11 protein-coding genes are annotated in these 12989 nt (G+C 61.6%); 1 reads left to right on the top strand and 10 read right to left on the bottom strand.

The genetic code is table 11. The annotated features are described in order from the left end of the window. Positions 1–72 precede the first annotated feature (72 nt). On the top strand, positions 73–600 hold the full coding sequence (locus QMX84_RS03735; RefSeq protein ID WP_282363196.1) for a hypothetical protein: 528 nt from the start codon (positions 73–75) through the stop codon (positions 598–600). 255 nt (positions 601–855) lie between these two features. On the opposite strand, the gene QMX84_RS03730 is transcribed toward QMX84_RS03735, so the two are convergent. From QMX84_RS03730 to QMX84_RS03685, 10 genes are all read right to left on the bottom strand, one after another. Beyond that, a complete protein-coding gene (locus QMX84_RS03730) occupies positions 856–1437 on the bottom strand; it encodes a peroxidase-related enzyme (protein WP_282363195.1) in 582 nt (193 codons plus the stop codon). Further along, a complete protein-coding gene (locus tag QMX84_RS03725) occupies positions 1434–1949 on the bottom strand; it encodes a CMD domain protein (RefSeq protein WP_282363194.1) in 516 nt (171 codons plus the stop codon). Before QMX84_RS03725 ends, QMX84_RS03730 begins: the two co-directional genes overlap by 4 nt. Next, on the bottom strand, positions 1946–3205 hold the full coding sequence (locus QMX84_RS03720) for an acyl-CoA thioesterase/bile acid-CoA:amino acid N-acyltransferase family protein (protein WP_282363193.1): 1260 nt from the start codon (positions 3203–3205) through the stop codon (positions 1946–1948). Before QMX84_RS03720 ends, QMX84_RS03725 begins: the two co-directional genes overlap by 4 nt. Beyond that, positions 3205–4773 (bottom strand): ABC transporter substrate-binding protein, encoded by a 1569-nt coding sequence (locus QMX84_RS03715; protein WP_282363192.1) that lies wholly within the window; start codon positions 4771–4773, stop codon positions 3205–3207. The genes QMX84_RS03720 and QMX84_RS03715 overlap by 1 nt, the downstream gene beginning before the upstream one ends. A gap of 17 nt (positions 4774–4790) precedes the next feature. Then, entirely contained in the window at positions 4791–5777 is a 987-nt protein-coding gene (locus tag QMX84_RS03710; RefSeq protein ID WP_282363191.1) for an ABC transporter ATP-binding protein, read from the bottom strand. Beyond that, on the bottom strand, positions 5767–6780 hold the full coding sequence (locus QMX84_RS03705) for an ABC transporter ATP-binding protein (protein WP_153332017.1): 1014 nt from the start codon (positions 6778–6780) through the stop codon (positions 5767–5769). Before QMX84_RS03705 ends, QMX84_RS03710 begins: the two co-directional genes overlap by 11 nt. Next, on the bottom strand, positions 6777–7688 hold the full coding sequence (locus QMX84_RS03700) for an ABC transporter permease (RefSeq protein WP_282363189.1): 912 nt from the start codon (positions 7686–7688) through the stop codon (positions 6777–6779). The genes QMX84_RS03705 and QMX84_RS03700 overlap by 4 nt, the downstream gene beginning before the upstream one ends. Further along, a complete protein-coding gene (locus QMX84_RS03695) occupies positions 7685–8659 on the bottom strand; it encodes an ABC transporter permease (protein ID WP_282363188.1) in 975 nt (324 codons plus the stop codon). Before QMX84_RS03695 ends, QMX84_RS03700 begins: the two co-directional genes overlap by 4 nt. Continuing rightward, entirely contained in the window at positions 8656–10116 is a 1461-nt protein-coding gene (locus QMX84_RS03690; protein ID WP_282363187.1) for an NAD(P)/FAD-dependent oxidoreductase, read from the bottom strand. The genes QMX84_RS03695 and QMX84_RS03690 overlap by 4 nt, the downstream gene beginning before the upstream one ends. A 95-nt stretch (positions 10117–10211) precedes the next feature. Then, entirely contained in the window at positions 10212–12710 is a 2499-nt protein-coding gene (locus QMX84_RS03685; protein ID WP_282363186.1) for a TonB-dependent receptor, read from the bottom strand. Positions 12711–12989 lie beyond the last annotated feature (279 nt).

The following is a 12989-nucleotide window of genomic DNA, read 5'->3' as shown; positions in this document are numbered from 1 at the left end:
ACCGTCAAGCGGGCCGCTGCGCAGCCCATCGCAGCCTCGTTCCTCGTCAGCGACTACGGGGTGGGTTAGCAGGTGCAGCACATCATTGGCATACCGTTGCAGCTCATCATCATCGGCATGGCGCAGTCGTTCATCATTTTCATCATCAGCATGCAGCAGTTGTTCATCATGTCCATGCTCATGCCGGGCATCGGCATCATCATGCAGGTCATGCAATCTGCTTCCATTTTGCATTCCATGACGCATTTCATCATCGGCATCGGCATCGGCATGCCCATTGGCATCATCATCGGCATGTTCATGCTCGACATGCTGTTCATCATCGCCATGCCGTCTTCAGACATGCACATCATCGACATGTTGGCGCACTGCATCATCATCGGCATGCCGCAGTTCATCATCATCGCCATCATTTCAGCGTTGTTTTTGAACATCGCCATGTCCATGCCCGCAGCTGGCTTCATGGTGCACTTCATGCCCTTGTCGTTCATTTCGCACTGCATGGTGGCCATCATCATCGGCATGCCCATCATCGGCATCATTGGCATGGAGGTGTTCATTGGCATTTGCATGGCGTTCATCATGTTCGAAACTCCGTAATCGACAGTCATGTAGAAAATATGGATTCGATTTTAGAGCGCCCCGAGGCTCGCGCAAGCTGACGGCCGAGCAGCAGAAATAGCCGTTGCACCGCCTGTTTACCCAAGCAATACAGCCTTTAACGCTGCCATTGCAGGTAAACACTTGTTGCAACTGCATTATCTGTCTGCTGCTACAGCGATACCGACGCAATAGATATTCATTCGAGGAATATCTAAAGACCTTAAAGAAATAAACGGTCTAACCAGTGATCAATTAAGGCCACACCGGTTCGCCCAGGTTGAGCATCAAACGATTGGCCCAGGCAAAAATAGCGATCGCGTGGATCAAGTCGAGTATTTCACCGTCATTCAGGCCCTGTTCGCGCAATGCCAACAGCCGCTCGGGCGGTAACTCACCAGGTGCCAGGGTCATGTCAATGGCGAATTGCACAATCGCCTGCTCCCGTGGCGTGGTGCCCGCCGTGTGCGGGTCGGCAAACACCTGGGCGATGGTGTCGTTGCGCTTGGCCAGTTGTTCGAACCGCTGGGCGTGCACCGAGGCGCAAAACACACACTGGTTGATTCGCGACACCACGGCGCTGGCCAGTTCGCGCTCGGCACGGGACAAACCGCCCGGGGCATACATGATCGCGTTAAAGGCCAATGAACGCTGGCGCAGCACCTCAGGCTGGTGAATGAGCGTCAGGTAGTACTGCGACACTTTCGCCTGCGGGTGACTCTCTTCCAGCACCGCCTGCTGCGCGGGGCTGGCCTGCGCCGGATCAAGGGTCGGCAGCCAGGCCTTCCAGCCCAAGGTGCGGTTGGTGAAGCCTTGAATATCCAGTGACTCGCTCATTGCGCAGGCTCCAGTGCTTGCAGTGCGCTAAGGCCCGCCGCCAGGCGCACTTGGTAGGAAATAAAAGCAATCAACTGCCCCAGCGTGACCACGTCGATGGTCTCAAGGCCTGCGGCCAGCAATGCATTGAGCGCCTCGCGGTCACCCTCGACCGGGTTGCGCACCAACGTGCGGGTAAAACCCAGCATCGCCTGCAAGCGCGTCGATTGCAGTTCGGCCAATGCGTCCTGCTCTACAGCTGCCAAGGTCTGCGCATCAGTGGCCAACAGGTGCAGCGGTTCGCGGTAATGCGCGGCCAAGGGTGCATGCGGGGTCAATCGGCAGGCATACCAGGCCACCAGCAAGCGCTCTTCAAGGCTGAGGTTGCCCGGCAAATCGGCATCGAACAACGCCTCATAACTGCCTTGCGTGGCGCTGACCACTTTGCCCCTGGCCTGACGCAACTGTTGCACCGGGCCTCCGGCCGTGAGTAACAACCGATCCAACAGATCGGGTGTGGCAGAACTGTTCATTGCAACTCCTTGGATTGCGCCCGGCGTGCCGCCACGGCGTTATGCAGAAAATCCCTGACGGCCAGCCACGATTGCTCATTGGCCCGGGCATTGGCTGACGGTTCGCCGTCGTCGCTGTAGGTGGCGGGAATGTACGGCAGCAAAATGCTGTGCCCGGCCTGCGGGTAATCATGCTGCGCCACCGGCCACGGGTGTTCGAACCTTGCAAGGCGCTGGCTGACCATCTGCCCGAAATGGCTGGAAGGCCACGCGGCGTCATCACCTGCGGTAAGCAACAGCACCGGCCCGCGGATGCGCTCAACGGCGATCCGTGCCCGCTCCACGGCCTCTTCGTCTTGCAGCGCGGTATTCATCGACACGGCATTGCGCTGCCCGGCATCGCGGGCGGCCCATGAGGCATGCCGGTTGTGGTTCCACAGATGCACCAAAGGCTGGCCGTTGTGCAGCCAGGCCGGGCCATCGCGGCCAACGGCCGGGTCTGCCGCTGCTTGCCCGCCATGCACCAGCGCACTGGGCACGTAGCCGATCACAGCGCTCACCGAGTCCGGGAACAGGCTGCCCAGCAAGAGCACCAGTTCACCGCCGCGCGACTGCCCGCTGAGGGCGACAAAGCCATGGGCCGGGGCCAGTTCACGGCGTATCCAGGCCAAGCCCTGCTGGAAGTACTCCAGTGGCGTATTGGAGATGTAATCCGACAAGCCCGGCGCCTTGAAATAACCCAGCGCCAAGGCGCTGTAGCCACGCGAGGCATACAGCGCAGCGCGGGCTTCGTTGATACCGCCGCCAGAACCATTAAGCACCATCACGGCCGGGTGCGGGCCTGTGCCTGCGGGCTCAAACAAGGTGCCGACCAGGCCGTCTACACGGATCTCGCGGCGCGTCACGCCGGGGGCGGCAAGGCGCTGGATCAGGGTGTGTTCCAGGTCGCTGCCTTGTACCTGGATGCGGGTCAGCAACGGCTGCAGTATGGCGTCAGGAAACACCGCCGAGCTGCGCCCATGCTCAGGCCGCTGGCTCCACAACAGGCCCATGGCCGAAACGCCGGCGTAATCGCCTGCCACCGGCGCGTCCTGCGTCAGGTCAACCCGGCCCTGGGCATTGGCGATAAACGTCGCCGAACTGCGCCAGAGCAGCCCGTTGCCGCGCACGGTCTGGCTAGTCAAGGTCACCCCCGCGCCCGCTGCCAAGCCTTCCAGGACAATCTGCCGGGGCTCATCGAGCAAGCCGTCGGCCGGGGTGATATGCAGGTGCGCCATTACTTTTTTTCCTCGGTGACCATCATCGCCGTGGTCCGGTCACTGAGCCATGGCTCGACCCGCAGCCCTTTACGCGCCGCCCAGATGTTCTGGTAATGAAACAGCGGCAACACGCCCACGTCGTCGGTCACAAGCTTGACTGACTCGCGCAAAATGGCCTCGCGCTTGCTGTCGTCAAACTCGGCCGAGGCCTGTTGCAATGCCTGGTCCACCAGCGGGTTGCTGTAGCGCCCCCAGTTTGATGAGCCCAGACCTTTGCTGGCGTCAGCCGTAGCCAGCACGTTGGCCAGCCCGTAACTGGCCTCGCCGGTGCCGTTGCCCCAGGCGATCACCGTGACCGCGTACTCGTTTTTGTTGGCGCGGCTGGCGTACACCGACCACGGCACCACTTGCAGATCAACCTTGACCCCGATGCGCGCCCAGAACTGTGCCACGGCTTGCAGGGTTTCCGGGGCCAGCGGGTAGCGATCACCCGGCACGTGCACGGTCAGTTGGAAGCCGTCGGGGTAGCCCGCCTCGGCCAGCAGTTTTTTTGCCTGCGCCGGGTCATTGGCGATGTCTGTGACCGCCGGGTTGTAGCCGAAGGTGTTGGCTGGCATCCATTGGTTGGCCGGGGTCACTGTGTTTTGCAAAATGCGCTCAGCGATTGCCTTGCGGTTGATCGCCAACGACAGCGCCTGGCGGACCCGCACGTCACGCAGCGGGTTTTGCGCCAGCGGCTGGCCCGCATTGTCGCGAACAAATTCGTTGGGCCCCGCACGGAAGCTCGGCTGAATCAGCAACGCACGCAAGCCGGGGTAGGCAAAGACGCTGACACTCGGGGTAGCGCTGAGTTTTTTCACGTCCGAGGGCGACACCTTGTCGATCACGTCCACGTCCCCCGCCAGCAAGGCGGCCGTGCGACTGGCCGGGTTGGCGATGTAACGGTAGTCAACGGTGTCCCACGTTGCAGGCTTGCCCCAGTAGTCGGTGTTGCGCTCAAACAGGCTACGGTCGCCCTGGGCATTGGACACCAACCGATATGGCCCGGTGCCGATCATCGCCTTGCCGCTGTTGTAGTCGGCTGTGCTGGAGTGCTCACCGACATGCCGGCTGACGATGTAAATCGAGTCGATGTTTTGCAACAGCAATGGATTGGGTTCAGACGTCTTGACCCGCAAGGTGTAAGGGTCAGGGGCGCTCACCGACTCGACTGTGCGCAGCGAACTGGAATACGGCGCCACGCTGCCGGGAACGTTACGCGCCCGTTGCAGGGAATACACCAGGTCATCGGCGGTCAGCGGCTGGCCATCCTGCCATTTGACGTCCTTGCGCAGGTAGAACTCCCACGTAGTGGCATCCAAGGTTTTCCAGCTTTCAGCCAGCCCCGGCAGTGTCTTGTCATCGCGACGTTCCAGCAACGACTCAAACACATGCAGCGCCAGCGAACGGTCACCAGCGTGGTTGTTCAATTGCGGATCCAGCGACGACACCGGATCGGCGTAGGCAATGCGCAGGGATTGGGCACTGGCCCCCGCCGCGCCGGTCAACAGTGCAGCGGTCAGTAACGTAAGCAGCAGCGGTTTCATGGCAGGTATCCGAAGGTTCAAGAAACAAGGTTGAGATGGCAGGCGCTGAGGTGCCCCGGCGACACTTCACGAAGCGTCGGCGCCTGTTCGCGGCAACGTTGGCTGGCGTGCGGGCAGCGCGGGTGAAAGTGGCAACCGGACGGCGGATTCAGCGGGCTGGGCATTTCGCCGCGAATGGCCTGGTACTGGCTGCGGCGCAGCTCGAAACGCGGGATCTGCGCCATCAATGCCTGGGTATACGGGTGGTTGGCGCGGCTGAACAATTCGTCCACCGTGGCCGACTCCACCACCCGCCCCAAGTACATCACCACCACCCGGTCACACAGGTGCTCGACCACGCCCAGGTCATGGCTGATAAACAGGTAAGTCAGGCCCAGTTGCTCGCGCAGGTCCATAAACAGGTTGAGGATCTGCGCCTGAATCGACACGTCCAGCGCCGCCACCGACTCATCGCACACCAGCAACTCGGGCTGCACCGCCAGGGCCCGGGCAATGCCGATGCGCTGGCGCTGGCCGCCACTGAACTGATGCGGATAGCGCTGACGCAGCTCCGGACTTAACCCCGCACGGCGCAGTTGCGCACTGACGTAGTCGTCAAAATCGCTGCGACTGGTCAAGCCCTGGCGCAAGGCGCCCTCACCCACAATGCGGTCAACCCGCAAGCGTGGATTGAGGCTGGCGTAAGGGTCCTGAAAGATCATTTGCACCTTGAGCCGCGCACCTGCGCTCAAGGACTCATAGGGTTGCCCCTCGACATTAACGCTGCCGCTGGAGGCTGGCAGCAGGCCCGCGACCATGCGCCCCAAGGTCGACTTGCCGCAACCGGACTCACCCACCAGCCCCACCACTTCGCCACGGGCGATGCGCAGGTCGACGTTGTCCACGGCGCGGGTCAAGGGCCGTGGCTGGCTCCAGCTCAAGCGCTGCAGCAGGCCACCAGGGGCCTGGCCAAACTGCTTGCTGACCTGGCGAAGTTCGATCAAAGGCACGGATTCATTGGCCATGGGCAGCTCCAGCTTCATAGACGGCGGGATGAAAGCAGCGCAGGCTGCGCCCCGGTTCAATTTCAACGGCGGGCGGCAATTCGCTGCACGCGCTGCTGGCCCGGCTGCACCGCTGGGCGAAGGCGCAACCGGCGGGCATCGACAACAGATTGGGGGCCATGCCGGGGATCTGCCGCAGGCGTTGCCCGCGCTGATTGCGGCTCGGCAGGCTGTCGATCAGGCCTTGGGTATACGGGTGCAGCGGGCGGTCGAGCACCGCATCGACACTGCCCTGCTCGACAATGCGCCCGGCGTACATCACCGCCACTTGATCGGCCAGCCCGGCCACCACCGACAGGTCATGGGTGATCCAGATCAGTGACGTGCCCTGCTCGCGTACCAGCTTCTGCACCTCGCCCAAAATCTGCGCCTGAATCGTCACATCCAGTGCGGTGGTCGGCTCGTCGGCGATGATCAAGTCCGGGCGGTGCAGCAAGGCAATCGCAATAGCGACCCGCTGGCGCATGCCGCCAGACAACTGATGCGGGTAGGCGCGCAGGCGCTCTTCCGGGCTAGCGATGCCCATCGACGCCAAGGTGTCACAGGCGTGCTGGCGCGCCTCGCGACGGCTCATCGGGCTGTGCGCACGCACTGCTTCGATCATTTGTGCATCGATGCGCAGCACCGGGTTGAGGGTCATCATCGGGTCTTGAAAAATCATGGCGATCCGATTGCCCTGCAAATGGCGCAGCTCTTTGGCTGATAACCGGGTCAGGTCGCGGCCCTGAAAAATAATCTCTCCGCCGCTGATTCGCCCCGGTGCATCCACCAGCCCGAGGATCGAAAAACCGGTCACCGACTTGCCCGAGCCCGACTCGCCCACCAGCCCCAGAATCTGCCCCGGCTGCAAGCGCAAGGACACCTCGCGCACGGCAGGCAGCACGCCGTCACGGGTATGGAAAGAGGTCGACAGGTTGCGCACTTCAAGGGTCGCAGGCCGCACGTCTTGCTGGAATGCATTCATCGTTGCAGCCTCGGGTTGAGTACATCACGCAGACGGTCGCCCACCAGATTGATCGCGACGATGGTCAACAGCAGCGCAAGGCCTGGGAACACGCTGATCCAGTACTCGTCGCCGAGCATGAATTGAAAGCCGTTGGCAATCAGCAGGCCCAACGACGGCTCGGTAATCGGCACACCGAGGCCGAGAAACGACAGGGTCGCTTCCAGAGTGATGGCACGGGCGATCTGCAAGGCGCCGATCACAATCAGCGGCGGCAGGCAGTTGGGCAGAATGTGCCCCACCAGAATCCGCCAGCGGCTGATGCCCTGCCCGCGTGCGGCCTCGACGTATTCGCGGCGGCTTTCGACCAGCGCCTGGCCCCGCGCGGTGCGGGCGTAATAGGCCCACTCCAGCAGCACCAGGGTCAGCATCACGTTGCCCACGCCTTTGCCCAGCCAGGCGAGGATCATCAGCGCCATGAGAATCCCCGGGAACGACAGCAGCAGGTCCACCAGACGCATCACCAAGGCGTCGACCCAACCACCTGCATACGCCGAAATCAGCCCCAGCAACGTCCCGATCACGGCCGCGATCAAGGCTGAGCCCACGCCCACCAGCAAGCTGATGCGCAAGCCATAGACAATCGCCGAATACAGGTCGCGTCCCTGCCCGTCCGTACCAAGCCAGTAGGTGTAAGCCCCCTCGGCGCTGTGCGCTCCAGGCGCCAAGCGCGCATCCAGAACGTCCAATTGCATCAGGTCATAAGGGTTTTGCGGGGTGATCCAGGGCGCTAACAGTGCGGCCAGGGTGATCGACAGCAACATCAGCAGGCCGACCATCGCCAAAGGCGAGCGGATAAAGTCCAGCGCACCGCGTTGCCATAGCGATTCGACGCGCATCACGCTCGGCGGGGTTTGCAGGGCAGTCATTGCGCACCTTCCAGACGGACACGCGGGTCCAACACGCGATACAACACATCCACCAGCAGGTTGAGGCTCACAAAAATCACCACCACGACCAGCAGGTACGCCACCACCACCGGCCGGTCGAGGTTGTTGATGCTGTCCAGAATCAGCTTGCCGGCACCGGGCCAGGCAAAGATGGTTTCGGTAACCACCGCGTAGGCGATGGTCGAACCCAACTCCAGCCCCAGCACGGTGACCAGCGGGATCAAGGTATTGCGCAACACGTGCATCACAATCACCCGCCTGGGCGACAAGCCTTTGGCCCGAGCGAATTTGACGAAGTCCTGGGGGAGGATTTCACGCACCCCGGCGCGGGTCAGGCGCAGTACCAGCGAGACTTTGAACAGCGCCAGGTTCAACGCGGGCAGCAACAAGTGCTGCCAGCCATTGAGGGTCAGCCATGACCACTGAATGCCAAACAATTCCCGCGTCTCGCCACGGCCGCTGGCGGGCAGCCAGCCCAGGTGCACCGAGAACAGCAGAATCAGCATCAAGGCGACCCAGAAAGCCGGCAACGAAAACCCGATAATGCTGCCCGCCATCATCAGCCTCGCCGCTTTGCTGTCCGGGTATAACCCGGCAAACAGCCCCAGCGGCACGCCGATGACGATGGCCATCAACAAGGCGCTAAACGCCAGTTCGAAGGTCGCGGGCAGGCGCTGCACAATCAGTTGCAGGGCGTCTTCGTGATAGACATAACTCTTGCCCAGATGCCCGTGCAAAATCCCGCTGAGAAAGTTCAGGTATTGCTGCCACAACGGCTGATCCAGGCCCAGCCGGGCAATCGCTTGCAAGCGCTCGGCCTGATTGAGGTCTTCACCGATCAGAATGTCCACCGGGTTGCCGATGGCATTGAGCCCGACGAACACAATCAGGGTCATCAGCAGCATCACCAGCAAGGCTTGCCCCAGCCGCCGCAACAACCATCCGGTCATGTGCGCAACTCCTCGGCGCGCAGGATGCCCGGCTGCCATTCATCGCCCTTCAATTCCGGCTCGGCATAGGCTTGCATCGCCTCGAAATGCAGCTCGATATCGTCGTTGAACAATTGCCCGGCCAACCCTTGAGCCATGCGCTTGGCGCCTTCGCTGATGGCCGGAATATCACCGGACACACCGCCGTAAGTCAGCGCTGCCGGGTAACTGAAGCAATGCACGCGGTCCAGCCCCGGGCAGGAGCCAGGCACACGTTCGAGAAATTCGAATAACGGCCCCAAGTCGGGCAACTGCGACAGCTCAAGATCTTCTTGCCCGACCGGTGCACTGTATCGGTCGCTCCACAGCTTGATGTGCGGGGCAAACGGCGAGAACTCCGGGCGCAAGGCCCAGTTGCTGCGAAAGCCGGTGGCAAACACCAGAAAGTCGTAGTGCAAATGGGCGGTTGGCGTCTGCAGCAACAGGCTGCCATCGGCTTGCACTGCCACCGATTCAACCGGGCTGCCCAGCAAGAACCGCGCATTGGCATGCCGCGACACGCGCAACGTGCTGCCTTGGGGCGGCGGCACTTGTTGCAGATTGAGGTAATGGCGGATGCTCCATTTCCAGTCATCCGGCAGGCGCCAGTAGCCGTGGGTCATGCCCGGGCTGCCAGCACCTTTGCCCTTGTTGATGCGGGGTAAATCCTTGCGCCGGACCAGCACGTCCACCGACCGGGCGCCCGCCTCCAGCGCAGTCCCGGCAGCGTCCATGGCCGAGGCACCGCCGCCGATCACCGCCACGCGCTTGCCGACAAACCAGTGGTCCTGCAAACCGTCAGCCGAGTGCGCCCAGTATTCACGGGGCAGCGCGTCAGCCACTGCTGGCACCCAAGGCCCGCCCAAACCATCGCGACCGGTGGCCAGCACCACGTGCCGGGCCGAAACGTTGAGGGCTTGCCCGTCGGCATCAATACTCAGTTCGACGCGACCGTCCGCCTTTGGTTGCACCCGCATCACGCGGTGGCGGTTACGCACATCCAGGCGCAGCACGTGCCGATACCAGCGCAAATACTCAGCCCATTGCAGGCGCGGAATCTTGTCCAACTGCTCCCACGCGGCCAGGCCGAACTGGGCTTCGAACCAGGCGCGAAAGGTCAAGGCCGGCAAACCCAACGCCGGGCCGCTCAATTGCTTGGGCGACCGCAGGGTCTGCATGCGCGCCGTGGTCGCCCACGGCCCTTCAAAGCCTTCTTCGGACTGGTCGAACACCACCGCCTTCACCCCCAGATGGCGCAACTCGGTTGCCAGCGCCAACCCGGCCATCCCTCCGCCAATCACGGCCACTTCAAGCAGCAACTGGCCTTCTTGATGACGAGGTTTGACCCACGGCTGAGCCGGTAAATCGAGCCACTGCAAATCCTCGCGCAGGCGCGCTTCGAGGGCTGGCAGGCCAATGGGAGCTGTGGTGTGGGGCATTGTCGGTATCTCTATTAAAGTCATGAACGCTTCGCAGGATCTGCCACAGACTGCGGAAGATCCTGCGAAGAGCGGGCCAGGCGTTGGCCCCGGGTTTAAAAATCGATGTTCAGACGGCCGTAGTAAAACGCCCCGTAAGAGCCAAACGGTGAGATCGACGAGTAGTACGAGCCACCGGAGACATCAATGATCTGGTGCTTGTCCGGGTACACGTTGAACACGTTGTCGGCCCCCACAGACACGGTGATGTTGTCGGTCAGGGCGTAGTTCACGTCGACATCGGTGATCCACTTGGCGCTGAAGGTTTCGTCAATACCGCTGGTACCGCTGCCCAAGCGCTTGACCTTGCCGTAACGGGTGCTGCGCAGGCCAATGTCCCAGTCGCTGACTTGCCAGTTCACGCCGACGATGTACTTGCTCTTGGGCACCAGGTCGGTCACACCGCCCAGCTCCGTGCGCTCAAAACGCGACAGGCCGAGGCTTTGCAACTGGCCGGGATTGGCCTTGAGGTCGGTAATGGTGGCTTTGTTCCAGTTCGCCCCCAGGTTCCAGCGCAAACGCCCGTAACGGTCCAAGTGCTGGGTGTAGTCAGCCACCAGATCCAGGCCCTTGGTGCGGGTGTCAAAGGCGTTGGCGTAATACTGCACCTGCTGCACATGGGAGAAACCATTGGCCGCGAGGATCTTGTCGACTGCCGGGCCCGACAGCGGGCTGATCAGTGCAATACGGTCTTGCAGGTCAATCAGGTAAGCATCCAATGCGATGTTGAGGTTCTGCACCGGGCTCCAGGTCAGGCCCGCCGAGATGCTTTCAGACTTCACCGGGTCCAGGTCTTCAGCGCCCAACGCCCGGCCAATCGCCGAGTTGGGTTGCACACGCTTGATCATGATGTCCTGGGTTTCATTGCCCACGGTGCGACGGCCCAAACCGGTCTTGGCGTAGCCCTGTTGCACCATCGACGGCGCAACAAAACCGGTGCTGATGGCACCTCGCGCAGCCAGCTCCGGGGTAAAGGCATAACGGGTCGACAGCTTGCCGGTCCAGGTATTGCCCGAGCTGTCGGTGTAATGCTCAAACCGCCCGGCGGCGCCGACAAACCACTTGTCCGTCACATCCAGCCCCAGGTCGACATAAGCGGCCGAGTTGCTACGACGCAGATTGACTTCATCCTCGGGCAGCAGCAGGTAGTTTCCCAGCGCACCGATGGCCGACAACTGCCCCGCTCGCGGGTGGCCTTGTGGGTAACGGTAACCGCCGTTGGCATAGGATTCGGCGTCCCCGGACTCTGTGCGGTACTGCTCGAAACGGTATTCGAGGCCGGTGGCAAAGTTCAGCGGGTTGCGCGTGCCGATGTCCAGCTTGCGGTTGAGGTCCAGGTTGGTCGTCCACTGGGTGAACGTGTTGGTCTGCAGGTCAAAATGGCGCGGGCTGTCCGGCCCCAACGACGGGTTGAGGTTGTTTTTGGTGCTTTGCTTCTGCCGGTTCGAGCCGTATGAGGTGCTCAAGTCCCAGCCCCAGCCCGCCAAGTCATCGCCACGGGCACCGAACACGCTTTGGTAGTCAAAGCTGTCAAAGGTGAAATCCGGGGCCACGCCGTCCGGGTAGAGCTCGTTGATGATGGTGTTGCCGTTGGGGCGACGATAAGCGATCGACACCAGCGCATCCTGCTGGCCGACCGTGCTGAAGGAGTACAGCGAGATCGAATCGTTAAGCGGCAACTCGGCGTTGTACGACACGTTGAGCTGCTCGATCTCCGGCAGGCCACCACCATAGGTGCGCTTGTCGATGGTGTTTTCACGCGGGTCAGGCTGGCCGTTCACCGGGTAGTAAAAACTGCCGGTGGCCACCCCGGAACGCTTGGTGCTGTCCTGCTTTTTGGCATCCAGGGCGAAGTTGAAAAAGCCGTCATTGGGCAGCGGCAAACCGATGTCGAAGGTCTGCTGGTAGGTCTCGCCGTTAGAGCCCACCCCGCTGTGATAATGCGAACGACGCCCGGCCATGGTGCTGGCGCTGCCGCCGCTGCTGTTGGACTTGAGGATGATATTGATCACCCCGGCGATGGCGTCCGAACCATATTGTGCTGCCGCACCGTCGCGCAGTACTTCAACACGGTCGATGGCGCTGATGGGGATCAGGTCCAGATCGGCCGGGTTCCAGCCTTCGGACAGCACCGAGTTTTCCGAGGCAACCGAACCGCCATGGCGGCGCTTGCCATTGACCAGCACCAGCACATAGCCGCCCCCCAGGCCGCGCAAACCGGCCGAGCGGGCCACGTTGCTGTACGCGCCGCCAGTCACCTTGGCCACGTTGAACGAAGGCAGGGTTTGCGCCAGGGCATCGCGCAAACTGGTACTCGCACCTTGCTTGAGCAGTTCCTGGCCGCTGATCACATCGATCGGCACGGCACTTTCTGCCACCGTGCGCTGAGTACCGCGGTTACCGACCGAAACCACGGTTTGCATGACCGGCTCCGTTTTAGCGTGAGCCTTGTCGTCATCTTCTTGTGCCGCTACCGGTCCACTGACCAGGCACAGGCCGGTCAGCGCGAGGGCTGCCGGGGTAAAAAGTGAAGCCGATGAAGCGCCGGATTGCATATGCAAACTCCCCGATAAATCGCCAAAAAAGTTAAAACACGTCTTGCGGCGATTTGCCGAGGTCGGCTGGATGCCCGCGAAGCTGAAGGTCTGTGTTGGCAGCCTTCAATTCATTTTCATGATTCATTAGCGCATTGAATGCGGTAAATGAATACTAAGGAGCAGCGGTTATTCCATCAACTGGCAAAAAAGGATATGGATATTTCCGTATGGAATAAAAACTGTAGGAGCGAGCTTGCCTCGCGATCTTTTGACCTTTAAAAGATCGCGAGGCAAGCT

Source organism: Pseudomonas sp. PS01297, assembly GCF_029959305.1.
Classification (GTDB): domain Bacteria; phylum Pseudomonadota; class Gammaproteobacteria; order Pseudomonadales; family Pseudomonadaceae; genus Aquipseudomonas; species Aquipseudomonas helleri.
The sequence above is the reverse complement of the archived record's forward strand: the minus strand, read 5'-3'. Positions and strand labels throughout refer to the sequence as shown.

Bases quoted from the DNA above. Each gene is read 5' to 3' on its own strand.
- QMX84_RS03730 (WP_282363195.1), bottom strand. From the start codon at position 1,437: ATGAGCGAGTCACTGGATATTCAAGGCTTCACCAACCGCACCTTGGGC.
- QMX84_RS03725 (WP_282363194.1), bottom strand. From the start codon at position 1,949: ATGAACAGTTCTGCCACACCCGATCTGTTGGATCGGTTGTTACTCACG.
- QMX84_RS03720 (WP_282363193.1), bottom strand. From the start codon at position 3,205: ATGGCGCACCTGCATATCACCCCGGCCGACGGCTTGCTCGATGAGCCC.
- QMX84_RS03715 (WP_282363192.1), bottom strand. From the start codon at position 4,773: ATGAAACCGCTGCTGCTTACGTTACTGACCGCTGCACTGTTGACCGGC.
- QMX84_RS03710 (WP_282363191.1), bottom strand. From the start codon at position 5,777: ATGGCCAATGAATCCGTGCCTTTGATCGAACTTCGCCAGGTCAGCAAG.
- QMX84_RS03705 (WP_153332017.1), bottom strand. From the start codon at position 6,780: ATGAATGCATTCCAGCAAGACGTGCGGCCTGCGACCCTTGAAGTGCGC.
- QMX84_RS03700 (WP_282363189.1), bottom strand. From the start codon at position 7,688: ATGACTGCCCTGCAAACCCCGCCGAGCGTGATGCGCGTCGAATCGCTA.
- QMX84_RS03695 (WP_282363188.1), bottom strand. From the start codon at position 8,659: ATGACCGGATGGTTGTTGCGGCGGCTGGGGCAAGCCTTGCTGGTGATG.
- QMX84_RS03690 (WP_282363187.1), bottom strand. From the start codon at position 10,116: ATGCCCCACACCACAGCTCCCATTGGCCTGCCAGCCCTCGAAGCGCGC.
- QMX84_RS03685 (WP_282363186.1), bottom strand. From the start codon at position 12,710: ATGCAATCCGGCGCTTCATCGGCTTCACTTTTTACCCCGGCAGCCCTC.